This is a genomic window from Rhizobium sp. NZLR11, assembly GCF_019685115.1.
Classification (GTDB): Bacteria; Pseudomonadota; Alphaproteobacteria; order Rhizobiales; family Rhizobiaceae; genus Rhizobium.
Genome location: NZ_JABDWD010000005.1, coordinates 153,021 through 176,800, shown reverse-complemented (window position 1 = coordinate 176,800; position 23,780 = coordinate 153,021). Strand labels below are relative to the sequence as shown.

General features: G+C 61.4%; 21 protein-coding genes. 9 read left to right on the top strand and 12 right to left on the bottom strand.

Features of this window, described 5'->3' with window-relative positions; translation table 11 throughout:
- Positions 1-3: 3 nt before the first annotated feature.
- From HJB83_RS11230 to HJB83_RS11220, 3 genes are all read left to right on the top strand, one after another.
- A complete protein-coding gene (locus HJB83_RS11230; RefSeq protein WP_207585585.1) occupies positions 4-2,709 on the top strand; it encodes a sensor histidine kinase KdpD in 2,706 nt (901 codons plus the stop codon).
- Entirely contained in the window at positions 2,709-3,401 is a 693-nt protein-coding gene (locus HJB83_RS11225) for a response regulator transcription factor (protein ID WP_207585584.1), read from the top strand. The genes HJB83_RS11230 and HJB83_RS11225 overlap by 1 nt, the downstream gene beginning before the upstream one ends.
- 67 nt (positions 3,402-3,468) lie before the next feature.
- Entirely contained in the window at positions 3,469-3,924 is a 456-nt protein-coding gene (locus tag HJB83_RS11220; protein ID WP_207585583.1) for a PTS sugar transporter subunit IIA, read from the top strand.
- 152 nt (positions 3,925-4,076) lie between these two features.
- On the opposite strand, the gene HJB83_RS11215 is transcribed toward HJB83_RS11220, so the two are convergent.
- Positions 4,077-5,093: a porin gene (locus HJB83_RS11215; protein ID WP_207585582.1), complete on the bottom strand. Its 1,017-nt coding sequence runs from the start codon at positions 5,091-5,093 to the stop codon at positions 4,077-4,079.
- A 359-nt stretch (positions 5,094-5,452) separates the two neighbouring features.
- Here HJB83_RS11215 and HJB83_RS11210 point away from each other — a divergent pair, with 359 nt between their 5' ends.
- From HJB83_RS11210 to HJB83_RS11190, 5 genes are all read left to right on the top strand, one after another.
- On the top strand, positions 5,453-6,478 hold the full coding sequence (locus HJB83_RS11210; RefSeq protein WP_221131873.1) for a sulfate ABC transporter substrate-binding protein: 1,026 nt from the start codon (positions 5,453-5,455) through the stop codon (positions 6,476-6,478).
- Positions 6,479-6,486: 8 nt separating this feature from the next.
- Positions 6,487-7,344, top strand: a complete 858-nt coding sequence (gene cysT, locus HJB83_RS11205) for a sulfate ABC transporter permease subunit CysT (RefSeq protein WP_207585580.1) — start codon at positions 6,487-6,489, stop codon at positions 7,342-7,344.
- Positions 7,334-8,206 carry a sulfate ABC transporter permease subunit CysW gene (cysW, locus tag HJB83_RS11200; protein WP_221131872.1) on the top strand — a complete coding sequence of 291 codons (873 nt, stop codon included), beginning with the start codon at positions 7,334-7,336 and terminating at the stop codon, positions 8,204-8,206. Before cysT ends, cysW begins: the two co-directional genes overlap by 11 nt.
- Positions 8,207-8,216: 10 nt before the next feature.
- Positions 8,217-9,257 (top strand): sulfate/molybdate ABC transporter ATP-binding protein, encoded by a 1,041-nt coding sequence (locus tag HJB83_RS11195; protein ID WP_207585578.1) that lies wholly within the window; start codon positions 8,217-8,219, stop codon positions 9,255-9,257.
- Between the two features lie 159 nt (positions 9,258-9,416).
- A complete protein-coding gene (locus HJB83_RS11190; protein WP_221115666.1) occupies positions 9,417-10,286 on the top strand; it encodes a cell wall hydrolase in 870 nt (289 codons plus the stop codon).
- Between the two features lie 31 nt (positions 10,287-10,317).
- On the opposite strand, the gene pepT is transcribed toward HJB83_RS11190, so the two are convergent.
- From pepT to HJB83_RS11145, 9 genes are all read right to left on the bottom strand, one after another.
- Positions 10,318-11,550 (bottom strand): peptidase T, encoded by a 1,233-nt coding sequence (gene pepT, locus HJB83_RS11185; protein WP_221131871.1) that lies wholly within the window; start codon positions 11,548-11,550, stop codon positions 10,318-10,320.
- A gap of 93 nt (positions 11,551-11,643) precedes the next feature.
- Positions 11,644-12,702 (bottom strand): ABC transporter ATP-binding protein, encoded by a 1,059-nt coding sequence (locus tag HJB83_RS11180; RefSeq protein WP_207585575.1) that lies wholly within the window; start codon positions 12,700-12,702, stop codon positions 11,644-11,646.
- A gap of 4 nt (positions 12,703-12,706) precedes the next feature.
- Positions 12,707-13,537, bottom strand: a complete 831-nt coding sequence (locus tag HJB83_RS11175; protein ID WP_221131870.1) for a carbohydrate ABC transporter permease — start codon at positions 13,535-13,537, stop codon at positions 12,707-12,709.
- A 4-nt stretch (positions 13,538-13,541) separates the two neighbouring features.
- Entirely contained in the window at positions 13,542-14,477 is a 936-nt protein-coding gene (locus tag HJB83_RS11170; protein ID WP_207585573.1) for a carbohydrate ABC transporter permease, read from the bottom strand.
- Positions 14,478-14,685: 208 nt separating this feature from the next.
- Positions 14,686-15,945, bottom strand: a complete 1,260-nt coding sequence (locus HJB83_RS11165) for a sugar ABC transporter substrate-binding protein (RefSeq protein ID WP_207585572.1) — start codon at positions 15,943-15,945, stop codon at positions 14,686-14,688.
- Between the two features lie 34 nt (positions 15,946-15,979).
- Positions 15,980-17,152 (bottom strand): PLP-dependent transferase, encoded by a 1,173-nt coding sequence (locus tag HJB83_RS11160; protein WP_207585571.1) that lies wholly within the window; start codon positions 17,150-17,152, stop codon positions 15,980-15,982.
- Positions 17,149-17,871, bottom strand: a complete 723-nt coding sequence (locus HJB83_RS11155; RefSeq protein WP_207585570.1) for a FadR/GntR family transcriptional regulator — start codon at positions 17,869-17,871, stop codon at positions 17,149-17,151. The genes HJB83_RS11160 and HJB83_RS11155 overlap by 4 nt, the downstream gene beginning before the upstream one ends.
- A gap of 298 nt (positions 17,872-18,169) precedes the next feature.
- The gene (locus HJB83_RS11150) at positions 18,170-19,150 is read right to left on the bottom strand and encodes an NADP-dependent oxidoreductase (protein ID WP_207585569.1); all 981 of its coding nucleotides are present in this window, start codon (positions 19,148-19,150) and stop codon (positions 18,170-18,172) included.
- A 344-nt stretch (positions 19,151-19,494) separates the two neighbouring features.
- A complete protein-coding gene (locus HJB83_RS11145) occupies positions 19,495-20,385 on the bottom strand; it encodes a LysR family transcriptional regulator (protein WP_221115664.1) in 891 nt (296 codons plus the stop codon).
- Between the two features lie 103 nt (positions 20,386-20,488).
- On the opposite strand from HJB83_RS11145, the gene HJB83_RS11140 reads away from it, so the two are divergent.
- Complete coding sequence (locus HJB83_RS11140) at positions 20,489-21,364, top strand: SDR family oxidoreductase (RefSeq protein WP_207585567.1); 876 nt, start codon at positions 20,489-20,491, stop codon at positions 21,362-21,364.
- A 26-nt stretch (positions 21,365-21,390) separates the two neighbouring features.
- Here HJB83_RS11140 and HJB83_RS11135 read toward each other — a convergent pair whose 3' ends face one another.
- The gene (locus HJB83_RS11135) at positions 21,391-22,209 is read right to left on the bottom strand and encodes an endonuclease/exonuclease/phosphatase family protein (protein ID WP_207585566.1); all 819 of its coding nucleotides are present in this window, start codon (positions 22,207-22,209) and stop codon (positions 21,391-21,393) included.
- Positions 22,210-22,303: 94 nt separating this feature from the next.
- Positions 22,304-23,767: a phosphatidylserine/phosphatidylglycerophosphate/cardiolipin synthase family protein gene (locus HJB83_RS11130; RefSeq protein WP_221131953.1), complete on the bottom strand. Its 1,464-nt coding sequence runs from the start codon at positions 23,765-23,767 to the stop codon at positions 22,304-22,306.
- Positions 23,768-23,780: the final 13 nt, after the last annotated feature.

Genomic DNA, 23,780 nt, shown 5'->3' with positions numbered 1-23,780 from the left:
CCCATGCCAGACGACAATCGCGACCAGGCCGGCAGGCCATCGCCCGATGCGCTTCTCGAAAAAGCCCGGGCGGAAACGCGCGGCCGTCTGAAGATCTTTCTCGGTGCCGCCCCGGGCGTCGGCAAGACTTACGAGATGCTGATCTCCGGCCGCGCCAAGATCGCCGATGGCCTCGATGTCGTCATCGGCGTCGTCGAGACCCACGGCCGCAAGGAGACCGAGGCGCTCGTCGCCGGTTTCGAAATCATTCCCAGCGTCGAAATCGACTATAGGGGCCGGCTGCTCCAGGAGATGGATCTCGACGGAATCCTCGCCCGCCGGCCTGATCTCGTGCTGGTCGACGAACTCGCCCATAGCAATGCCGAGGGCAGCCGCCATCCGAAACGTTACCTCGACGTCAGGGAATTGCTCGATCGCGGCATCGACGTTTATACGACGCTGAACATCCAGCATGTCGAAAGCCTGAACGACGTCGTCTCGCAAATCACCCGCATCCGCGTGCGCGAGACGGTGCCGGACTCCATCATCGACATTGCCGATGACGTCGAGATCATCGATCTGACGCCGGACGATCTCATTAAGCGTCTGCACGACGGCAAGGTCTACATGCCGCGCACCGCCGAGCGGGCGCTGACCAACTACTTTACCCCCGGCAACCTGACGGCGCTCAGGGAACTGGCGCTGCGCAAGACGGCGCAGCGCGTCGACGACCAACTGCTGACCCACATGCAGGCCCACGCCATCTCAGGCCCCTGGGCGGCGGGCGAACGTGTCCTCGTCTCGGTCGACCATCACCCGCGCTCCGCCTCGCTGGTGCGTTACGCCGCCCGCATGGCCTCGCGGCTGCGCGCCCCCTGGGCGGCCGTCTATATCGAGACCAACCGCTCGATCAATCTCAGCGAAGCCGAGCGCGATACCGTCGCCGCCACCCTGCGCCTTGCTGAACAGCTCGGCGGCGAGGCGATCACCCTTCCCGGCCGCGAGGTGGCCGAAGAACTCGTCCGCCACGCCACCGCCAACAACGTCACCCACATCGTCATCGGCGCCCCGAAGAAGCCGACCTGGCGCGACTGGTGGAACCGCTCGATCACCGACGAACTGATCCGCAAGACAGGCGAGATCAGCGTCCATGTCATCTCAGGCAGCGAGAAGGATGGCACCACCGCGCGCGGGGTCAGGGCGGCCGCCATCGCACCGCCACTGGATTTCAGAGCCTACCTGCTGGCGACCGTCTATGTCGCTATTGCGCTCGGCGTCGGCGTCGTGCTCGACCAGGTGCTTGACGTCCGCAACCTCGCCCTGGTCTTCCTGATGGCGGTGCTGACCTCCGCTGTGCTTCACGGCCTGCGGCCGGCACTTTACAGCTGCATCCTCAGCGCACTGTCCTTCAATTTCTTTTTCCTGCCGCCGCGCTACACGCTGACGATCAGCGATCCGGAAAGCGTGCTGGCCCTGTTCTTCTTCCTCGGCGTCGCCATCATCGCTAGCAACCTGACCGCGACCGTGCAGCGCCAGGCCGCCGCCGCGAGGCAGCGGGCGCGCACGACCGAAGACCTCTATCTCTTCTCGAAAAAGCTCGCCGGCACCGGCACGCTCGACGACGTCCTCTGGGCGACCGCCTTCCAGCTCGCTTCGATGCTGAAGGTCCGCGTCGTGCTGCTGCTGCCGGAAGAGGGCGGCATCGCCGTCAAGGCCGGCTACCCACCCGACGATACGCTCGACGATGCCGATATCGCCGCCGCTCGCTGGGCCTGGGAACACAATCACGCCGCCGGTCGCGGCGCCGATACCCTGCCCGGCGCCAAACGCCTCTACGTACCGCTCAGAACCGGGCGCACCGCCGTCGGCGTCATCGGCCTCGACAGCGACCGCCGCGACGGGCCGCTGCTGACACCCGAGCAGCAGCGGCTGCTCGATGCACTGGCCGACCAGGCGGCCCTTGCCATCGAGCGTGTCCAGCTTGTCGCCGATGTCGATCGGGCAAGGCTCGCGGCCGAAGCCGACCGGCTGCGCTCGGCGCTGCTCACCTCGATCTCGCACGACTTGAAGACACCGCTTGCCGCCATCCTCGGCGCCGCCGGCACGCTGCGCGACTATTTTGCCTCGATGCCGGAGGAGGATCGTAGCGACCTGCTTGCCACCGTCGTCGACGAATCCGAGCGCCTCAACCGCTTCATCGCCAATCTGCTCGATATGACCAAGATCGAATCCGGCGCAATGGAACCGAACCATGCGCTGCATTATGCCGGCGATATCGCCGGCAGCGCACTCCGTCGCGCCGCAAAGATCCTCGAGCGCCACAAAACCGAGATGCATATCCCCGCCGACCTGCCGATGGTGCGTGTCGATCCTGTCCTGTTCGAGCAGGTGATGTTCAACCTGCTCGACAATGCCGCAAAATACGCGCCCGAGGGATCGGTGATCGACATCGGGGGCTGGGCGGATGCCGATTACGTCGTTCTGCAGGTCGTGGACGAAGGCCTGGGCATCCCGCCGGCCGATCTCAACCGTGTGTTCGACACCTTCTATCGTGTGCGCAAGGGCGATCAGGTGCGCGCCGGCACCGGCCTCGGCCTTTCCATCTGCCGCGGCTTCATCGAGGCGATGGGCGGCACGATTACCGCCAGCAACCGGCCGGGCCGCCCAGGCGCGGTCTTCACCATCCGCCTGCCAAAACCCACCGACATTCCGAAACTGGATGAACTTTGATGAGCGGTTCAACCGTCAAAATCCTCGTCGTCGACGATGAGCCTCCGATCCGCAAGCTGCTCCGCGTCGGCCTGACCGCGCAGGGTTACGAGGTACAGGAGGCGGCCAACGCGGCCAACGCCCGTCAGTCGGTCGCCGACGCCATGCCCGACCTCATCGTGCTCGACCTCGGCCTGCCCGATACATCGGGCCACGACCTGCTGCAGGAGTGGCGCGACCAAGGGCATTCCATGCCCATCGTCATCCTTTCCAGCCGCACAGACGAGGCCGGCATCGTCAAGGCGCTGGAAAGCGGGGCCGACGATTACGTCACCAAACCCTTCGGCGTCAACGAACTCGGCGCCCGCATTCGCGTGGCGCTGCGCCACCGCCTGCAGCAGCAGGGCGAAAAGGCGATCTTTCAGACGGGCGGGCTGTCGATCGATCTGGTCAAGCGTATCGTCAAGGTCGACGGCCAGGACATAAAGCTGTCGCCGAAGGAATACGACATCCTGCGGGTGCTCGCCCAGCACGCGGGCAAGGTGCTGACACACCAGTTTCTTCTAAAGCAGGTATGGGGACCGGCAGCGGATGTGCAGTATCTGCGCGTCTACATCAGGCAGCTGCGGCAAAAAGTCGAGCAGATTCCCGACCAGCCGCACTATATCACCACCGAGACCGGCGTCGGCTACCGGCTCAGGGAACCGGACTGAACGCCCTTCCCTCCCGCTGCCCGAACGAACCAGAACAGCATCGAGCCCAGACAGCATAGAGAATGACATGAACCTTCCCAACATCATCCGACCGGAACACACCTTCATCGGCGTGTCGGCGCCGACGAAATGGCGCGCGCTGCAGGGTATAGCGGATAAGGCGGCCAAGGCCTTCTCTGTCGACGGCCAGACCATCCTGAAAGCGCTTGAAACGCGCGAGAAGCTCGGCTCCACGGGGATCGGCAACGGTATCGCCATTCCGCATGCGGCGATCGACGGCATGACCAGCCCGCGCGGCCTTCTCCTCCGCTTCGCCCAGCCGCTGGATTTCGAGGCGATCGACGATATCCCGACCGACATCGCCTTCGTGCTGCTCTTCGGGGAAAACAATCGCGGTGAATATCTGAACGTGCTTTCCGCCATCGCCCGGCGGCTGCAATCGGACGGCGTGCTTGCCGCCATGCGCAAGGCAAGGACGGTCGACGAATTCTATTCCGATTTCATCGCCGATTCCAGGGTATGAAAAAGGCGCGGCCCAAAGGTCGCGCCTCCTCGTCTGCAATCAGACTATCTTAGAGCGCCGCGCGTCCGAAAGGACGCGCTAAGGACGCTCTAACGCTTTGAACTGGCGCATAATCCTTTCCGAAAATCGATGACGATTTTCGGGGTTATGCGCTAGAAGTCGCGCTGGAAGCGCAGGAAGCCGAACACTTCGTCGTCGCCTTCGTCCTCATCGTGATATTGCACGCTGAGCTTCGTCCTGAGGTCGTCAACGATACGGTAGTCGATCGTGACGCCGGTGGTGTAGGCGCTGCCGCCGCTGAAGCCGTTGCCGTCAGCGTCGAGAGCGATATTTTCGAAGTACTGGAAGCCGGGGGTGACCGACCACTTATCATTGATCTTCAAGGCGTATTCTGCTGCGATCGTCCATTCGGACTCTTCGTAGTAGTAGTTGGCGCCGCTTGCCCATACGCCGGCAATGCCGAGCGTGCCCGGGCCGATGTCGGCATAAACGATGCCACGGACCGCGACTTCGCTGGTGTCGGTGTCATAACCGGCAAGCAGGTAGGCGCTGATGGCGCCGGCCTTGTAGGAGACCTGGCCTGCGACACCAAAATTGTTCGGACCGTCGCCCGGCTTGGTGGCGTAGTCGTCTTCCAGTTCGTCGACCGAGATGCCGGCGGCGAAAGCGCCGGACTCGTACTGATAACGGATCGAGTTGTGGGTCGTCTCGTTGCTGGCGAGCGTATCGGTCTCGCCGCTCATGTCGTCATCCCACCAGCTGTACAGCTTACCGACGCGGAAGCCGGCAATATCGATATAGCCTTCATCCAGCAGAGCTTCCTGGTCGGTGGCATTGTCGACATTGTAACGCAGCGTGATGACGCCGGTGAGCGTACCGTACTCGGTGTCGTTCTTGGCCTGGAAGGTGACCTGACCGCGAGTCCAGAAGTCTACGTCGGAATCGCCGGAGATCTGCTTACCGAAGCGCACTTCGGTACGAATGTAGCCGCCGATCGAAAGGCATGTTTCCGTCCCCGGAATATAAAAATAGCCGGTACCGTAGGCGTCGCAAACGCGAACATATTCCACGGGCTCGGGTTCCGCCGCCACGATGGCGTCGGCTGCGCGGGCTCCGGAGGCCGCGGCAAGGGCGGCAACGGAGGCAAAAAGGATAGTTCTGATATTCATTTTGAATGGCCCTAACAGGTTTGGAATGCGAGGCGCATTTCAAGGGATGCCCCCACGTAGCGGTCGGAGAATACGACCGCACGGGGGCCATATAGGAATCCGCAAGTGTCATCGCGGCAAAATCTGGGCAAAAATCAGCAGCACCACGGCGCTTTAGTGGAGGAACTGTGGCGAAAAAAACACGGTCCCGCGGCCGACGGCGGCGGCAACGAATTGGCCGCGGCCAACTTCGACACGTCTATTTCAAAATCACCCCTCAAATGGAATGACATTCTAACGGCAGGGCCGGAACCGGAAGAACCTTTGTTTCATTATACGACTGACTTGATAGAGTTAAGACAGAAAACAGGAGGGTTCCCATGCAGACACAACGGCTCACCCGGCTCCTCGCGGCCGCGGTCATGGCGGGCAGCTTCGCGATCGGGAGCATTGCTCCCGCTTTCGCGGATCAGACGCTGCTCAACGTTTCCTATGATCCGACTCGCGAATTGTATAAGGATTTCAATGCTGCCTTTGCTGCCAAGTGGCAAAAGGACAGCGGTGAAACCGTGACGATCCAAGCCTCGCATGGCGGTTCCGGCGCCCAGGCCCGCTCCGTCATCGACGGTCTCGACGCCGACGTCGTCACCCTGGCGCTCGAAGGTGATATCGACGCCATCGCCAAGGCGACCGGCAAGATCCCGGCCGACTGGAAGACAAAATTACCCAATAATTCGACGCCCTATACGTCGACGATCGTCTTCCTCGTGCGCAAGGGCAACCCGAAGGGCATCAAGGATTGGGGCGACCTGGTCAAGGACGACGTGCAGGTCATCACCCCGAACCCGAAGACATCGGGCGGCGCCCGCTGGAACTTCCTCGCTGCCTGGGCATGGGCCAAGCAGGCGAATGGCGGCGACGAAGCCAAGGCGCAGGATTATGTTGCGAAACTGCTGCAGCACGTTCCAGTTCTCGACACCGGCGCGCGCGGCGCCACGACCACCTTCGTCCAGCGCGGCCTCGGCGACGTGCTGCTTGCCTGGGAAAATGAAGCCTATCTTTCGCTCGAAGAACTCGGTCCCGACCAGTTCGAGATCGTGACGCCGAGCTTCTCGATCCGCGCCGACCCGCCGGTTGCCATCGTCGACGGCAATGTCGACAAGAAGGGTACACGGAAGGTCGCCGAAGCCTATCTCAACTACCTTTATTCGGACGAAGGCCAGAAGATCGCCGCCAAGCACTATTACCGGCCGATCAAGCCGGAAGCCGCCGATCCGGCCGACATAGCCCGCTTCCCGAAGCTGACGCTCGCGACCATCGACGACTTCGGCGGCTGGAAAGAAGCGCAGCCGAAATTCTTCGGCGACGGCGGGGTATTTGACCAGATCTACAAGCCGGCCCAATAATAGACTTCATGAAAGCACATAGCCCCACGCGGTGGCGGTTCAGGCGGCCGAGCGTCATTCCGGGTTTCGGAATGACGCTCGGCTTTACCTTGACCTGGCTCACCCTTCTGATCCTCATCCCGCTCTCGGGCCTTGCCGTCCGGTCGAGCGCGCTCGGCTGGGAGAAATTCTGGTCGATCGCGCTCGATCCGCGCACGCTGAACGCGCTGCGCATCAGCTTCGGCAGCGCCTTCATCGCCGCGATCGTCAATGCCGTCTTCGGCGTCCTGCTTGCCTGGGTGCTGGTGCGCTACCGCTTTCCCGGCAAACGCATCATCGATGCCATGGTCGACCTTCCCTTCGCGCTGCCGACCGCCGTTGCCGGCATCGCACTGACGACGCTTTATGCGCCGAATGGCTGGATCGGCCAGTTTCTGACGCCGCTCGGCATCAAGATCGCCTTCACCCCGGCCGGCATCGTCGTGGCGCTGATCTTCGTCGGCCTGCCGTTCGTGGTGCGCACGGTGCAACCGGTCATGGAGGAAATCGACAAGGAGGTCGAGGAAGCAGCCGCAACGCTCGGCGCCAATCGCTTCCAGACGATTTTCCGCGTGCTGCTGCCGGGGCTGGCGCCTGCCGCGCTCACCGGCTTTGCGCTCGCCTTTGCCCGCGGCGTCGGCGAATACGGCTCGGTCATCTTCATCGCCGGCAACCTGCCGTTCAAATCGGAGATCGCACCGCTTTTGATCATCATCAAACTCGAAGAGTATAATTACGCGGCAGCGACCGGCATTGCGGCGATCATGCTGATCATCTCGTTCGCCATGCTGCTCGTCATCAACCTCATCCAGAGCTGGAGCAGGCGGAGGTACGGCTATGGCGCTTGAGTCAACCGTTCAACCGGTCAAGCTGCGTTCGGTGACCACCGAAAACCGGATCGCGCGCCGCACGCTGATCATCGTCTCGATGGTCTTCCTGCTGCTGATCCTGCTGCTGCCGCTCGCGGCCGTCTTCGTCGAGGCCTTCCGCAAGGGTGCCGGCCCGTTCCTCCAGGCGCTCGCAGACGCCGAGACCTTCTCGGCGATCCGCCTGACACTGATCGTTGCCGGCGTCAGCGTTCCCCTCAACCTCGTCTTCGGGGTCACCGCCGCCTGGGCGATCGCCAAGTTCGAGTTCAAGGGCAAGGCCTTTCTGACGACGCTGATCGACATGCCCTTCTCGGTCTCACCCGTCATATCGGGCCTGGTCTTCGTGCTGTTGTTCGGCGCCAATACCTCGCTCGGCCAGTGGCTCAGCGCTCATGACATCAAGATCCTGTTTGCGGTGCCGGGGTTGATCCTCGCCACCATGTTCGTCACCTTCCCCTTCGTCGCCCGCGAGCTGATCCCGCTGATGCAGGAACAAGGAACGGCCGACGAAGAGGCAGCCCTTTCGCTCGGCGCCAGCGGCTGGCAGACCTTCTGGCACGTGACGCTGCCGAATATCAAATGGGGCCTGCTCTACGGGGTGCTGCTCTGCAACGCCCGCGCCATGGGCGAGTTCGGCGCCGTCTCGGTGGTGTCAGGCCACATCCGCGGCCAGACAAACACCATGCCGCTGCAGGTGGAGATCCTCTATAACGAGTATAATTTCACCGGCGCTTTTGCCGTCGCCACGCTCTTGGCCTTGCTGGCGCTCGTCACTCTTGTTTTGAAGACGCTGCTGGAAATGCGCTATAGCGCTGAAATCGCCGCCAGCCGGCGGCACTGAAGGATTTGGAATGGAAGTACGCGTTCAAAACATCCGCAAGGAATTCGATCGTTTTCCAGCGCTGCACGATGTCTCGCTCGACATCCGCTCCGGCGAGCTCATCGCACTGCTTGGCCCTTCGGGCTCCGGCAAGACAACATTGCTGCGGCTGATCGCCGGCCTCGAAAGCCCAACGGAGGGTCTGATCTTCTTCGGCGACGAGGACGCCTCGAAGAAAACCGTTCAGCAGCGCAATATCGGCTTCGTCTTCCAGCACTATGCTCTGTTCCGCTACATGACGGTGCTCGACAATGTCTCCTTCGGCCTGAAGGTCAGGAACAGCGCACGGCGGCCCGCCAAGGCCGATATCCGCAAGCGAGCGCTGGAACTGCTCGACCTCGTCCAGCTTTCCGGTCTCGAAAAACGCTACCCCGCCCAGCTTTCCGGCGGCCAGCGCCAGCGCGTGGCGCTTGCCCGCGCCATGGCCGTCGAGCCGAACGTGCTGCTGCTCGACGAGCCCTTCGGGGCGCTCGACGCCCAGGTGCGCAGGGATCTGCGTAAATGGCTGCGCGATATCCATGACCGCACCGGTCACACCACCGTCTTCGTTACCCACGACCAGGACGAGGCCCTGGAGCTTGCCGACCGCGTCGTCGTCATGAGCCAGGGGGCGATCGAACAGGTCGGCACGCCGGATGAGGTCTACGACAACCCGAATTCTCCCTTCGTCTTCGGCTTCATCGGCCAGTCGAACTGCCTGCAGGTCGAAATCTCCGATGGTGACATCCGCTTTGAAGGCCGTTCGCTCGGCCTCAATGCCGATAGTGAGCCGGAGGGCCCTGCGCAGCTCTACTTCCGCCCGCATGACGTCAGGCTCTGCGAATCGGCTGAAAACTGCATTGCCGGCCAGCCGGTTTCCAGCCGCCGCGTGGCCGGTACCCGCCATATCGAATTGGATATCGGCAATGACCGCCCGCATATCGAGATCGAGCTGCCGCCGAGCGAGGCCGACAGGCTCGACCGCAACCGCGTGGCCTTCAAGCCGACCCGCTGGAAGCTGTTCCGCAGCTGATGGAGGTTGTCGCCAATGACCCGGCTCCTTGCAGGACTCTCATGTCGCGAGAGTCCATTTGGCTTTTTGTGATCTATGGTTGTTTGTATTTTAGTCACATGACGAGTAAAAGATTTTCACGATAAAAAGTAGGACTAATCCCACAGGAGGCACCTGGCGTTGAGGGCGGAGATTTCCTTTGGAAAATCCCTGATCGGGATTTTGTTCGCAGGGCTGGCGGCCGCAGGCTGCACGACGACATCGAAACCGGCGGCAACGTCGGCGAAGACCAAGCAGGTTCACGCGGCGAAGGTCACTTTCAATTATACGACCAAGGATCGCGACTGCCTGCAGCGCGCGATGTATTTCGAATCGCAGCATTCGGATGAGGACGGCTATATGGCTGTCGGAACCGTCGTCATGAACCGGCTCACCTCCGGCGCCTATCCTCCTTCGATCTGCGGCGTCGTCGCCCAGGAAAAGCAGTTTGCGCCCGGCGTGATGACGCGCGAAGTCAAGCCGCAGGCCGAAACCGAGCTGGCGACCGCCGCCGACGCGATCCTGAAGGGCGCACGCCATCCGGCGGTGAAGGATGCAATGTTCTTCCACACCGACGGGCTGAAATTCCCCTACAACAACATGCATTATGTGACGGTCGCCGGCGGCAACGCCTTCTACGAGAAGCGCGACTCCGACGGCATGCTCGAGACACCGCCGCCGCTGCCCGCCTATGAGGTGGCGATGAATTATGTACCGGGCGAAAGCATGCTGCCGCCGCAATTCGAGGCGCTGATCCCCTCGGCTGTTCCCGTTCCTCTCCCGGCTCCGGATCCGTTGGCGACGGCGAGCACGATATCGGCGATAAATATGGCGCCCACAGCACGTATGGCGCCCATCGCAAATCCCATGCCGATGCAGATCACCGCACCGGTGACTTCGCCGGAAACCTCGATCGAACCCGACCCGGGAATGCCGATCGCGATCCCCATTCCCCGCCCCGCCTATGACAGCGTCATGCTGCGCGGCAGCATTGCAGCGAACGGCGGCTAAACCAGTTTCGATTTTGAAGTGAACGCGCGCCTTAAGCGCGCTCTTCCCAGACCCTGGCAAGCTCGACGATCGTCTTGACTGCCTTTTCCATATCCTGGCGGCTGACCCATTCGAGCGGCGAGTGGAAGGCGTGGCCGCCGGCGAAGATGTTTGGGCATGGCAGACCCATGAAGGAGAGGCGCGAGCCGTCGGTGCCGCCGCGGATGCTGCCGCGCACTGGCGTCATGTCGGCCCGGCGCACCGCTTCGATGGCGTTGTCGACGATTTGCGGGTGGCGGTCGAGCACCACCTTCATGTTGCGATACTGCTCCTTGACCTGGAAATGATAGGTCGAGCCGGGATAGCCAGCCATGACCTCCTTGACGATGGCTTCGAGCATGGCTTCCTTTTCCACCAGCCCCTTGTCGGTGAAGTCGCGAATGATGAGGCTGAGCGACGCCTTCTCCATCGAGCCGGTCACCCCTGTCGCATGGATGAAACCCTGCTTTCCCTCGGTGGTCTCGGGCGCCATCTCCCTCGGCAGCCGGTCGATGATGGCGCCGGCGATCTTGATGGCGTTCTCCATACGATCCTTGGCGAAACCCGGATGGATCGCCACGCCTGCTATGCCGATCTCCACACCATCGGCCGAGAAGGTCTCGTCCTCGATATGGCCGGCGGTCTCGCCGTCCATCGTATAGGCAAAGTCGGCGCCGAGTTTCCTGAGGTCGACCTTGTTGACGCCGCGCCCGACCTCTTCGTCGGGCGTGAACAGGATTTTGATCGTCCCGTGCCGGAGAGCTGGATTGTCGACAAGGAACTGGGCCGCGGTCATGATTTCCGCCAGTCCCGCCTTGTCGTCGGCGCCGAGCAATGTCGTGCCATCGGTCGTGACGATGTCGTTGCCGATCTGATTGTTCAGCTCGGGATGCTCGGAAACGCGGATGACCCGGCTTGCATCGCCGGCAAGCCTGATATCCCCACCGGCATAGTTCCGGATGATCTGCGGCTTGACATTCGTGCCGCTGAAATCGGGCGCCGTATCCATGTGCGAGCAGAAACAGATGACCGGCACCGTCTTGTCGCTATTTCCAGGAATGGTCGCGTAGACATAACCGTGTTCATCGAGATGCGCGTCGGCAAGGCCGATCTTCAGCAGTTCATCGACCAGAACCCGGCCGAGATCCTTCTGTTTTTCGGTGGTCGGCTGCGTCGACGAGGCAGGATCGGATTGCGTGTCGATAACGGTATAACGGAGAAAGCGGTCGAGAACGGTATCGGTCATGGCATCCAATCCAGAAAGATCACCCGAGAGATATAATCCTCGCGGAGGATGCGGCAAAAGATTTTTCCGCTCGCGACGCGAGAGAATTGCCGTTCAGTCGATGCGCTTTCCCTCGCCGTCGAAGACGTGCAGATACTGGGCCGGGAAGGCCACGTTCACCTTCGGGCCTGCCTTCAGCGCTTCGCGATCGAGCGTGAAGATCTTGAACGGCAGGCCGTGCAGGGCAAGGTGCAGGATGATGCCGAAACCGGTGGGTTCGACGAGTTCGACATCGGTGGCAAGTCCTGCCCCGTCATTGGTCATCAGCACGTGCTCCGGCCGGATGCCGAGCGTCACCTTGGCGCCGTCTCCCAGCGGCAGCGGCTTTGCCAGCGGCACGATCGTGCCGTCCTGCAGCTTGACGCCGCCTTCGACATAGCTCGCCTCGAGGAAATTCATTCCCGGCGAGCCGATGAAGCCGGCGACAAAAAGATTGGCAGGGCGGTCATAAAGTTCCAGGGGACTGCCGACCTGCTGGACGACGCCGCCATGCATGGCGACGATCCGGTCCGCCAGCGTCATCGCCTCGATCTGGTCGTGGGTGACGTAGATCGAGGTCGCCTTCAGGTCGCCATGCAGTTTCTTGATTTCGGCGCGCATCTGTTCGCGCAGGCGCGCATCGAGGTTGGAAAGCGGTTCGTCGAACAGGAAGGCCTTCGGTTGGCGCACGATGGCGCGGCCCATGGCGACGCGCTGGCGCTGGCCGCCGGAAAGCGCCTTCGGCCGCCGTTCGAGCAGCGGATCGAGGCCAAGCTTGGCGGCGGCCGAAGCCACAGCGCTCGCGATCTTCTCCTTCGCCGTCTTCCGCAGCTTGAGGCTGTAGCTCATATTGCCGGCGACGTTCATATGCGGATAGAGCGCATAGGACTGGAACACCATGGCGATGTCGCGGTCCTTGGGATGAAGCTCGTTCACTCTGGCGCCTGCAATGCGGATCTCGCCTGATGTGACCTCCTCCAGCCCGGCGATCATGCGCAGCAGCGTGGACTTGCCGCAGCCGGACGGACCGACGAGCACGACGAACTCGCCATCCTTGATTTCGAGGTCGACGCCGTGCAGCACCTGCACATGGCCATAGGCTTTGCGGATATTCTGGATATCGATCGATGCCATTTGTTTAACCCTTGACCGCGCCGGCCGTCAGGCCCTGGACGAGATAACGCTGGATGAGCAGGAAGAAGAGGCCGGCCGGAATGAGCGCCATGACACCCGCCGCCATCATCTGCCCGAAATCCACCGAGAATTTCGAAACGAAGGTGAGAAGGCCGACCGGGAAGGTCGCCGCGTCATTGCCGTTGATCAGCATCAGCGCAAACAACAACTCGCTCCAGGCGGCGGTGAAGACGAAGCCGAGCGTGGCGGCGATCCCCGGCAGCGTCAGCGGCAGGATGATCTGGCGAAACGCCGTGAACTGCGTCGCCCCGTCGATCATCGCCGCCTCTTCGAGATCCCTCGGGATGCCGTCGAAGAAGGACTGCATCAGGAAGGTGGCAAACGGCACGTTGAAGGCGGTGTAGACGATGACGAGGCCGGTCAGGCTGTTGGTCAGATGCAGCGGCGACAGGATCTTGAAGATCGGCGCCACCAGCATGACCAAAGGAAACATCTGGGTCAGCAGCATCAGCGCGACGATCCAGTATTTTGCCCTGAAATTGAACCGCGACAGCGCGTAGCCCGACAGCGAGGCGCAGATCGTCACCGTCACCGCCGTCGACGTCGAGACGATCAGGCTGTTCTTGAAGAAGGTCGGAAAGGCGCTGTGCTGCAGCACGAAGGCATAATGCTCCCAGGTCGTGCGCGACGGCCACATGCGCACGCCTTCGCTATAGAGCAGGTCGTTCGGCGTCACCGAGACCTTGAGCAGCCAGAACAGCGGGAAGAGCGCGAAGGCGATATAGCAGAGGATTGCCAGACGGTGCGCAATGGTGGGAATGACGGATCGTCTCATTGGCTCAATCCTTGTTCAGCAGCGTCTGCCGCAGCAGGATGATCAGCATCGAATAGGCCAGCAGCAGCCCGAGCAGCACCAGCGCGATCGCCGAGGCGTAACCGAAATCGAGCCGCTTGAACGCCGTCGTGAAGATGTAGCTCGCAACGATCTGCGTGCGGTCGGCCGGCCCGCCATTGGTCATGACGACGATGAGATCGGCGAAGTTGGAGATCCAGACGGTGCGCAGCAGCACGGTGATGGCGATCGTCGGCGCCAGAAACGGCAGGGTGATCGAACCGAAACGCTGGAACCAGCCGGCGCCGTCGATCGACGCCGCCTCGTAGAGATCGCGCGGGATTGCCTGCAGGGCGGCAAGCAGCGTGATGGCGAAGAAGGGAATGCCCCACCAGACATTGGCGACGATCGGCCCCCACATCGCATAATTGGGATCGGAAAGGATATTGCCCGGCTCATGCATCAGCCCGAGGGCGAAGAGCCAGTGCGGGATCGGCCCGATGACCGGATTGAACAGCCAGGCCCAGTTGAGGCCGGCGAGAAAGGACGGCACCGCCCACGGCAGGAAGACCAGCGCCTGGGCGATTGCCCGGCCTGGGAATGGCTTGTCGAGCAGCAGCGCCAGGATGAGCCCGAAAGTAAACTGCAGGACAACGGAGGCACCGGTCCACCAGAGCGTGTTCCGCAGCGCCCCATAGAAGGCAGGATCCGTGGAAAGCTCGCGGAAATGATCGAGCCCGATGAAGCCGCCGGAAAACGGATTGAGCAGCTGGATATCGCGGAAGGCATAGGAAACGCCGACCGTCAGCGGCACCAGCATCACCGCGATGATCAGGATCAGCGACGGCGCGCTGTAGAGATAGGGCTCCGAAGCATCGGCAAGACGACGCAGCCATGGCCTGCGGTCGCGACGCATGTCGAGCGTATCGGCGGAAGTGGTCATCAGATTGCAGTTTCCATTGTCTTTACCGGTCGGGAATTGGTGACGTTTCCGAATGGAGAGACCGGAGCCCCCTCATCCGACCCTACGGGCCACCTTCTCCCCGCTGGGGGAGAAGGGGAATGAGGCGCCGCCACGCGTCCCTTCTCCCCAGCGGGGAGAAGGTGCCGGCAGGCGGATGAGGGGGCTTCTGCCACAAAGCCCTCTATCCTTATTTCTTAGTCAGGAACTTCTGCTGCGCCTTGGTCAGGTATTCCGCCCACTGGTTGGCCAGATCCTTCGCCGAGATGTCGCCCAGCATTGCCTGCTGCGAGGTCTTGATCGCCAGCGAATCCTTGAAGAAGGCAAATTCTTCGAGGTAGGTCGGCATCACCGTCGGTACCGTGTTCGGGTCCGCCAGTTCCTCGAACCAGCCCTTGAACTGGTCACCGGCATAGAAGGGATCCTTCTCGGCCGCAGTATAAGCCGGCAGGGCGCCGATGCGCTTGTTCCACTCGATATTGCCTTCCGGCCCTTCGAGGGTGGCGATCAGCTTCCAGGAGAGATCCTTGTTGCCGCTGGTCGAAAACATCGACCAGCCGCCATAACCGATGGTCGGGAAGGACTTGCCGTCCGGGCCCTTCGGCAGCGGCATGACGCCGAAATCGTCCTTCTTCATGCGTTCGGCGATGGCGATCAGCGCATCCGGATCCTGGTCGAGGAAGGCGCAGGTGCCGGAATAGAAACCGGCGACGACTTCGTTGAAGCCCCAGTTGATGCTGTCCTTCGGCGCATAACCCTTCTTGTAGAGATCGACCATCCATTCGATGCCCTTGGCCCAGCCGGGGCTGTTCATCGTCGAGGTGCCGTCGTCGTTGAAGTATTTGTTCGAACCGGCCATCGAGGCGGCAAAGATCATCCAGCCGTTGAGGCCGCCCGCTCCACCGCGCATGCAGTAGCCGTATTTGCCGGACAGTTTGGAGATCTTTTCGGACGCAGCGGTGAATTCCTCCAGCGTCTTCGGTGGTGCTGCGACACCGGCTTCGGAAAGCAGCTTCTTGTTGTAGAACATCGCCCTGAGATAGAAGCCGTAGGGCAGCATATAGGCGGTCTTCTTGACGTCGCGGCCAAGTTCGAGCGCGCGCGGCGTCAGTTCCTTGGTGTGCTCCCACTTTGCGAGATAGGGCTCGAGGCTTTCGAGCATGCCGTTATTGGCATAGAGCGACAGCCAGGTATCGGGCATTTCCATCACATCGGGCACATCGCCGGCCGATACCATGGTCGCAAACTTCTGGAACGCTTCGTTCCAGGGCAGCGAAATGATGTCGACCTTGGTGCCGGGATTGGCGGCTTCGAACTTGCCGACGATCGATTTCAGCGTTTCGGTGCGCTCCGGGCTGGTGATGACTTCGACGAGCTTCAGCGTCGTGTCGGCAAAGGCCGTGCCCGCCATCATCGAAGCAAAGAGCGTTGAGATTATTAGCTTTTTCATGCTCGGTTCCCCCTTGTTAGGTTTCTCTCAGGTTTCAGGATTGTGAGGCGGCGGCGAGCGCCTCCTCGATGTCTCTCCACAGGGCCTCGGTTCCTTCGAGGCCGACATGGAGGCGTACGGATCGCGCATGGATGCCGAAGGCATGTGCGGAATTCGGCTGTGCCTTCTGCTGAAGCACCACCTCGCCCGGTACGATCAGGCTTTCATGTCCACCCCAGCTTACACCCAATTTGAAGAGCTTGAGGTGATCGGCAAAGGCGCGGATATCGACACCCTCGCGGAAGATGAACGAAAACAGGCCCGAGGTGCCATTGAGCCCGGCGGGCAGACGGTTGGCGAGGCCGGGATGGCAGACCGTCTCCACGACCTCGAGCTTCTGCAGGCGCCTGGCGATTTCAAGCGCCGATGCCTCATGCGCCCGCATGCGTAGCGGCAGCGTGCGCAGGCCGCGGATCAGGAGCCAGGCGTCGAACGGCGATAGCTTGCCGCCGAGATAGGGATAGGCTTCGGCCTTGATGCGGGCGATCATCGCCTTCGAGCCGGCAACGATCCCCGCCACCACATCACTGTGGCCGCCGAGGTATTTCGAGGCGGAATGGATGACCAGATCGACGCCGAGCGTCAGCGGCCGCTGGAAGAACGGGCTTGCCCAGCTGTTGTCAATCATCGAGACGATGCCATGTTGCCTGGCGAGGGCCGCGAGCGCACCGATATCATGCGCCTCCATCACCCAGCTCGTTGGGCTTTCCAAGTAGAGGAGCTTGGCGCCGGGCAGCGCCCTGGCGACCGCTTCCTCGTCGCGCCCATCGACATAGGTCACCTCGATCTTCATCCGCTTGAGGATCGTGCCGAACAGGCGGAAGGCATCGGGATAGACGTGTTTGACGGCGACGATGCGGTCGCCCGGTTCGACAAAGCTCAGCACCGCAGACGAGATCGCCGCCATGCCGCTGGCAAAACCCAGCGCATCCTCGGCACCCTCGAGCTTGGCCAGCATTTCCTCGAAGGCGCGCACCGTCGGGTTCAGCCCGCGCGTATAGGTCGGCCGCACCTTCTCGCCGCGATAGACGGTGATCATCTCGTCGTAATCGGAAAAGGTGAAAAGCGAGGTCTGGAAGATCGGCGGCACGACGGCGTCGGCAAAATTGCCGTCGTCGTGGGCGGTGATGAGGGAAGCAAGATCGAACGGGTCTGCGCCGCTGCTCATTTGGACATTTCCTTGATGTCTTCCTCGACGATATCGAGAATTTTCAATGTTTCCACGCGCGCCGCCTCGGCATCCCCGGCCGCGATCGCGTTGAAAAGGGTGCGGTGAAAAGGGAAGGACCGGCGGGCGAAATCCTGCCGGTCGAAGGGATGTTCCCAGAAGCGCTCGAAGGTCTCGCGCATCTGCTCGAGCAACTGGCGAAACAGCGGATTGTGGGTGGCGTCGTAGACGGCGAGATGGAAGGCCAGATCCTCCGGCCCGGAGGTGCCCTTCTCCAGGTGCACGTGCTCCATGGCGTTCAGTTTCTCTTCGATGACGACCAGATCCTTCGCCGTGCGCCGGCGGGCCGCGACCATGCCCGCTTCGCATTCGATGCCGCGGCGAACTTCCAGCGTCTGCAGCAGCGCATCGCGCAGATGCACTGCATCGAACGACAGCGGCATATGGATCGTCGCTCTGGACACCGGCTTCAGCAGATAGGTGCCGCTGCCCTTGCGCGTCTCGATGACGCCGAGCGCCTGAAAGTGACGGATCGCCTCGCGAATGGTCGAACGCCCGACGGCAAGAGCCGCCATCAGCTCACGCTCGGTCGGCAGCCGGTCTCCCGCCTGCAGCCGCGCTTCCTCAACATAATCCGCCAGCGCGTCGGTCACCTGACGCGCGCGGTCCATGGCGGGAAGCGGCCGGATCACCGGCCTATCGCTACGATTTGCCTTCATGGTTCCCCATTTTCTTATCAGGCAGTCAGGCTCTTGAATTGGTCTGACATCTTAGCATTTCTCAAAGTGGGGGAGGCGTCAAGGGGTGTTGTTGGTGTCGAGTTGCTCAGAATTTCCGGACAATATTGGAGAACTTTCGAAAAAACCCTCGTAAGATATTCGGAGATCGGGAGAATCACCCAGAAGGGGGCAGCCATGCAGCAGGTAGAGGATGGGCTTGAACACGGCGTCGCTCATGAGAACGCCTTCCGGTAAGGATGTAGGGCCTCAGTCGGAATGAAGAGCGCGAGAATAGTAATCAGCGGGTGAGGTCTGCGACGATCTTACCCGGCGCGTGGCCGGTACGATTGCGCTCGATTGCAGAGGCAAGATCATCGAACCCGACTACCTCGGCGATTGTCGATTGCAAAGTGCCCGCGTCGACCTGCTGAGCGATGGCAGCCAGACGCGAGGTGTCGGGCTTATTCGACAGAAAGACGCCCCGCCGACCATCCGGCGCACGCGATGCGACGTCTGGTGCCGCGATGCTCACGAGCAGGCCGTTAGATGACAACAGCGCCCAAGATGGGTCCAGAACCTTGCCGCCGACCAGATCGACGACGAAGTCGATCTTGCCTGTGAGGTGCTCCAGGGTCTGATGGCGGTAATCGATCACCTCGTCTGCACCCAGGGCTTCCACATGCAGAAGGCTTGTGGTCGAGGCAGTGGCATAGACGAACGCTCCCGCCGATTTGGCGAACTGAACGGCAAAGCCGCCCACCCCGCCAGCCGCACCCTGAATCAGCACCCGCTGTCCAGACAGGTCGAGATCCGCGGCCTGAATGACATGCCAAGCCGTCATAGAGGCCACTGGGATAGCTGCAGCCTGGACGTCAGACAGGCCCTCCGGGGTCTGGACGAGTTTGCCGGCCTCGATGACAAGATGGTCGGCGTAGGCTCCGACGCCACCGAGGGCGGCCATGACCCGATCCCCAGCCTTCACGCCTGTGACGCCGTGGCCGGTCCGAAGCACGACGCCGGCCATTTCGATGCCAAGCGTCGCGGGCAGGGTTAGCTTGAAGCGCTCGCGGAGATAGCCTTCACGGATTTTCCAGTCGATGCCGTTTACTGCGGCGGCCTTGACCGACACCAAGACCTCGCCCGGGCCCGGCTCGGGCGAGGATACCCTATCGACTGTCAGGGATTCGGGCCCGCCATAGGCTTGAAGACGTAAGGCCCGGCCGGTGGCAAGCGGTGTAGTGTTTGGATCGGTGGGTTCGAAATCAGGCGAATTGTTCATGTGGATCTCCTTCTGGGGTGAAAGATATGAGTCCAAAATTTGAGCCACAAGTCGTCGCAATGGGACAGTCCGTCTCGCAGAAGAGACACATCGTCTTCAGGCGTGCCTTTGATTCGGCAGACCGTGGCGCTAGCCACCAGTTGGCATGCTCGACATTGTCTGATTATCTGCTGGTGAAGTGTGCCCCCTTAGGGGATAGGATTCGGGACGAAGTACGCCTCTGAAAGTCTCACTCAGATTGGACGATGTCTGTATTAACCGCTTCTGCAACGCGTTTAGTCTTATTATTAAGCAGTGGGCAATTATGGTCTGAACGACATTCAGGCCCGAAAGCTGCCCTCTCATCATCTGGCGATAAAGGCGGCCAGTTCGTCAGGTGTTCCGTTTGGAAAAGCCTGTTTTAGAAAATCCAGGAACGCGGAGACTTTTGGGCTTAGCAGTCGGCGAGAGGGATACAACGTCCATAAGGCTATCTCGGGACCGTCGAAATCGCCCCAATTCACCAACCTCCCGTCAGTGATATCTTGCGCCACCAACGAGATAGGAAGACGTGCCGCACCGACACCGATACGTGCCGCATCCCTGACCATGATAAGAGATGCGAGACCGAGTACAGGATCGATTGAAATCGAGGAGAGACCATTGGGTGTCTTCAGGCGCCATGTTTGTTGCTCGCCCGCCCCACGTATGACGCCAGGAGCGACAGCATCTTTTGTTGGACGCGGCAGGTCGGGGCTTGCTACGACGACAAGCCGATCCCGAAGAAATGCTCGCCCGATCAGGCTTTCATCAGAATCTGGATTGACCCGAATGACCAGATCGTAACCTTCCTCGATCATGTCGACAGGTCGATCCTCGGATGTGACCTCCAGCCGTACCTCGGGATATTTCAGTGCGAATTGAGCTGCGATTTTACCCATCGCGCTCTGAGAAAAAAGCACAGGCGCACTAATGCGCAGCTTTCCTTTGGGTGTTTGGCCGCCGGATGCGATCGCCGACGTGGTCTCGTCGAGTTCGGCGAGCAATCTCCCTGTCCGCTCGAAAAGCGCACGCCCCTCTTCGGTCAGTTTGAGGTTCCGCGCGCCCCGCTCAAACAGCCGAAGGTCAAGGCTGCTTTCCAACTCTGCGACGCGGCGGGACAGTGTTGCTTTGGGCCTTCCGGTCGCTCTTGCGGCTTTGCCGACCCCCCCGTGGCGGGCGACCAAATTAAAATCAGCAAGCGCAAGAAGATCCATAGGTGTCCCATCAGTGAGATAGTGTGTCCAAATTATCCGTCTATCGCACCGTCAGTGAACCACACACATTGGACATGTCAATCAATTTAACAGGAGAAACCCTATGACTATTCTCGTTACCGGCGCTACAGGCAACATTGGCCGTCAAGTCGTCGAACACCTTGTCAAGCGCGGTGCGGATGTTCGCGCCCTCGCTCGCGACCCATCGAAAGCCACGTTTCCGGACGGTGTGTCCGTCGTCCAGGGTGACTTTCTCGATGTCGATTCGCTACGCACCGCCATGTCCGGCGTTTCCACCTTGTTCCTTTTGAACGCGGTCGTGCCGGACGAATTCACGCAGGCCCTCATCGCGCTGAACGTCGCCCGATCGGCTGGCATCGAGCGCATCGTCTACCTCTCCGTGATCCATGCCGACGTCTACGTGAACGTACCGCATTTCGCTGGCAAGTTCAGCGTCGAGCGAATGATCGAGCAGATGGATTTCAAGGCCACAATCCTCCGTCCGGCCTACTTCATGCAGAACGATCTGATGGTGAAGGACGTCATTACCGGGTACGGCGCTTACACGATGCCGATCGGCCCCAAAGGCCTTGCCATGATCGACGTTCGTGATATCGCCGAAATTGCTGCCCTTGAGCTGCTGCGTCGTGAAAATGCTTCAGAGCCGCTCCCAATCGACCGGATTAACCTTGTCGGCCCACAGGTGTTGACCGGAACGGATATTGCCGCCATCTGGTCAGACGTGCTTGCCCGCTCGATCAACTACGGCGGCGACAACACTGAAGGCTTCGAGCAGAATCTGAAGCAGTTCGTACCAGCCTGGATGGCCTACGACATGCGTCTGATGGGCGAACGATTTATGACCGACGGGATGCTTCCCGAGGCCGGCGATGTGGCGCGCCTGACTGCATTGCTTGGCCGACCTCTGCACCAATACCGCGACTTTGCGCTGGAAACAACTACAACGCAGCGCCGGTAGCGGATTCTGCTGCGGGAATTTCGCACTTAGCCGCCGGCTGCCGGCCCCAGATCGATCAGCGCCTTGATCGGCAGATGATCCGAGGCAATACGCGCCAGCGGCGTGTCATGCGCTTCCACCTCCGAGATGATCCCCTTGCGGTTGGCGATGATGCGGTCGAGGGCGAGGAGCGGCAGGCCGGCGGGGAAGCTGGGGACGGCAGGCGGCAGTTCTCCGAAGGCGGATTGGAAGGTGTTGAGGGACGAGCGGTCGCCGAGCCGCCATTCGTTGAGGTCGCCGAGCAGGATGGTCGGCATCTCCTGCCTGTCGTTGATGAGGTCGACCAGCATTCGGGCCTGCTGGGCTCTGTTATGGCGCAGCAGGCCGAAATGCGCGGCGATGATGCGCAGCACCCCGCCCTCTTCGAGCTCGATTTCGGCGACCAGCGCGCCGCGCGGCTCCAGCCCCGGCAGCTTGACCTGGTGCACGTCATGCACCAGCCCCTTCTTGAAGAGCACGACATTGCCGTGCCAGCCATGCGCCTTGGCCATGCCCGCAATCGGCACCGGGATCAGCCCGGTTTCCCGTTCCAGCCGGCCGAGATCGAGAATGCCGGTGCGCTCGCCGAAGCGCGTATCGGCCTCCTGCAGGGCGATGACGTCGGCACCGATTTCATGAATCACCCGGCTGGTACGCTCCGGATCGAAGCGACGGTCGGTGCCGATGCACTTGTGCACGTTATAGGAGGCGATCAGCGTTCCGGCGCTGCGCGGTCTTGTCTCCGTATAGGCCGGGTCGAGCCGCTTTTTCCTGCTCCTGATCGAAGCGAGAATGCTGGCGGGAAGATTGACTTTTCTGGCGTGCATCGGAAGGCGCAGTCATTCCGTTGATCAAAAAGGGCTTCTCTCCGCAGTATAGGAGGGCAACGGGAACTTGCCATGTCCGATCACAAATAATCCTTCAGAGATAGGGTGAGCCCAGCCATAGCACCTTCTCGAGCAACCGCACCGGGAAGGGTCGCGCCCGCAAACCGTCCAGCGTCACCAGCGTTGCCGATTTCAGGGTTTCCTCGATATGCTCGTCGATCTCGCCGGCAAAACCCTCGTTCAGCACTTCGAGATCGACCTCGAAATTCAGCCTCAGCGAACGCGGATCGAGATTGGAAGAGCCGACATAGGCCCAGGTGCCGTCGATCGTCAGCAGCTTCGAATGGCTGAAGTTGCCGGTCGAGCGCCAGATGCGGCAGTAATTCTTGAGGATCTGATCGAATTGCGCCGTCATCGCCCGGTCGACCAGCACCAGGTTGTTGACTGAGGGAACGACGATATCGACTTCGACGCCGCGCCGCGCAGCCGTCACCAGGGCGCTGATCAGTTCGCGGTCCGGCAGGAAATAGGGCGACATGATGCGGATCGATTGGCGCGCCACGGAAAAGGCGCCCATCAGCATCTTGTGGTTGGTCTCGACGCTGCGATCCGGCCCGGAGGCGACGACGCGCATCAGGATCGGATCGCCGGGGCTGCGCTGCGGCGGTTCGATGCGCCAGGCCTCGCCGTTCAACAGCTCCTGCGTGGAAAAGCGCCAGTCTTCGGCGGCAAGATCGAAAAGGTCGGCAACCACTGGGCCGGTGACGCTGAAATGCGTGTCGTGAGCAAAACTCTCACCCGTCGCCTCCTCGCTGAAACCCGCGCGGATGTTCATTCCGCCTGTCAGCGCGATCTTCCCGTCTCCGATCAGGATCTTGCGGTGGGTGCGCAGATTGGCATAGGGCAGCCGCAAGCCCATGATGACGTTGCCGTTGAAGACGGCGACGGTGACGCCGCCCTCCCGGAGATGGCCGAGAATGCTCGGCACCGAATAACGCGCTCCGACCGCATCGATCAGCACCCGGACCTCGACGCCGCGCTTTACCGCCGCAATCAGCGCATCGGCGATGCGAAGGCCGATGACGTCGCGGTCGAAAATATAGGTTTCAAGCAGGATGCTGCGCGCCGCCTCGTCGATGATCGATTTCATCGCCGCATAGGCCTCGTCGCCGGTCTCCAGCACGTCGATCGTATTGCCTGAGGTCAGCGGATTGCGCGTCACCCGGTCACCGAGCGTCTGCAGCGCCGCAAAGCGGCGGCCGAACTGGCTGATCACCGTCTCGGCCTCGGCATCGAACGTCTCCAACTCGTCGATTTCGGCCGCAAGCAGCAGCGCGTCGCGGCGGATGCTCAGCGATTTGCGGCGGATACGGTTGATGCCGGCAATCGCATAGAGCACCGCACCGATGATCGGCGACAGGATGATGACGCCGACCCAGCCGATCGCCGCACGCACCTCCTCCTTGGTCATGGCAGCATGGATCGCCGCCGCGGCCCCCATGGCGATCGAAACAACAAAGAGGATATGCGGCCAGTAGGTCGACAGGAGATAGAACATCGCTGGCCAATAT

Coding starts and splice junctions, on each gene's coding strand:
- HJB83_RS11230 (WP_207585585.1), top strand. CDS start 4: ATGCCAGACGACAATCGCGACCAGGCCGGCAGGCCATCGCCCGATGCG.
- HJB83_RS11225 (WP_207585584.1), top strand. CDS start 2,709: ATGAGCGGTTCAACCGTCAAAATCCTCGTCGTCGACGATGAGCCTCCG.
- HJB83_RS11220 (WP_207585583.1), top strand. CDS start 3,469: ATGAACCTTCCCAACATCATCCGACCGGAACACACCTTCATCGGCGTG.
- HJB83_RS11215 (WP_207585582.1), bottom strand. CDS start 5,093: ATGAATATCAGAACTATCCTTTTTGCCTCCGTTGCCGCCCTTGCCGCG.
- HJB83_RS11210 (WP_221131873.1), top strand. CDS start 5,453: ATGCAGACACAACGGCTCACCCGGCTCCTCGCGGCCGCGGTCATGGCG.
- cysT (WP_207585580.1), top strand. CDS start 6,487: ATGAAAGCACATAGCCCCACGCGGTGGCGGTTCAGGCGGCCGAGCGTC.
- cysW (WP_221131872.1), top strand. CDS start 7,334: ATGGCGCTTGAGTCAACCGTTCAACCGGTCAAGCTGCGTTCGGTGACC.
- HJB83_RS11195 (WP_207585578.1), top strand. CDS start 8,217: ATGGAAGTACGCGTTCAAAACATCCGCAAGGAATTCGATCGTTTTCCA.
- pepT (WP_221131871.1), bottom strand. CDS start 11,550: ATGACCGATACCGTTCTCGACCGCTTTCTCCGTTATACCGTTATCGAC.
- HJB83_RS11180 (WP_207585575.1), bottom strand. CDS start 12,702: ATGGCATCGATCGATATCCAGAATATCCGCAAAGCCTATGGCCATGTG.
- HJB83_RS11175 (WP_221131870.1), bottom strand. CDS start 13,537: ATGAGACGATCCGTCATTCCCACCATTGCGCACCGTCTGGCAATCCTC.
- HJB83_RS11170 (WP_207585573.1), bottom strand. CDS start 14,477: ATGACCACTTCCGCCGATACGCTCGACATGCGTCGCGACCGCAGGCCA.
- HJB83_RS11165 (WP_207585572.1), bottom strand. CDS start 15,945: ATGAAAAAGCTAATAATCTCAACGCTCTTTGCTTCGATGATGGCGGGC.
- HJB83_RS11160 (WP_207585571.1), bottom strand. CDS start 17,152: ATGAGCAGCGGCGCAGACCCGTTCGATCTTGCTTCCCTCATCACCGCC.
- HJB83_RS11155 (WP_207585570.1), bottom strand. CDS start 17,871: ATGAAGGCAAATCGTAGCGATAGGCCGGTGATCCGGCCGCTTCCCGCC.
- HJB83_RS11150 (WP_207585569.1), bottom strand. CDS start 19,150: ATGAACAATTCGCCTGATTTCGAACCCACCGATCCAAACACTACACCG.
- HJB83_RS11145 (WP_221115664.1), bottom strand. CDS start 20,385: ATGGATCTTCTTGCGCTTGCTGATTTTAATTTGGTCGCCCGCCACGGG.
- HJB83_RS11140 (WP_207585567.1), top strand. CDS start 20,489: ATGACTATTCTCGTTACCGGCGCTACAGGCAACATTGGCCGTCAAGTC.
- HJB83_RS11135 (WP_207585566.1), bottom strand. CDS start 22,209: ATGCACGCCAGAAAAGTCAATCTTCCCGCCAGCATTCTCGCTTCGATC.
- HJB83_RS11130 (WP_221131953.1), bottom strand. CDS start 23,767: ATGTTCTATCTCCTGTCGACCTACTGGCCGCATATCCTCTTTGTTGTT.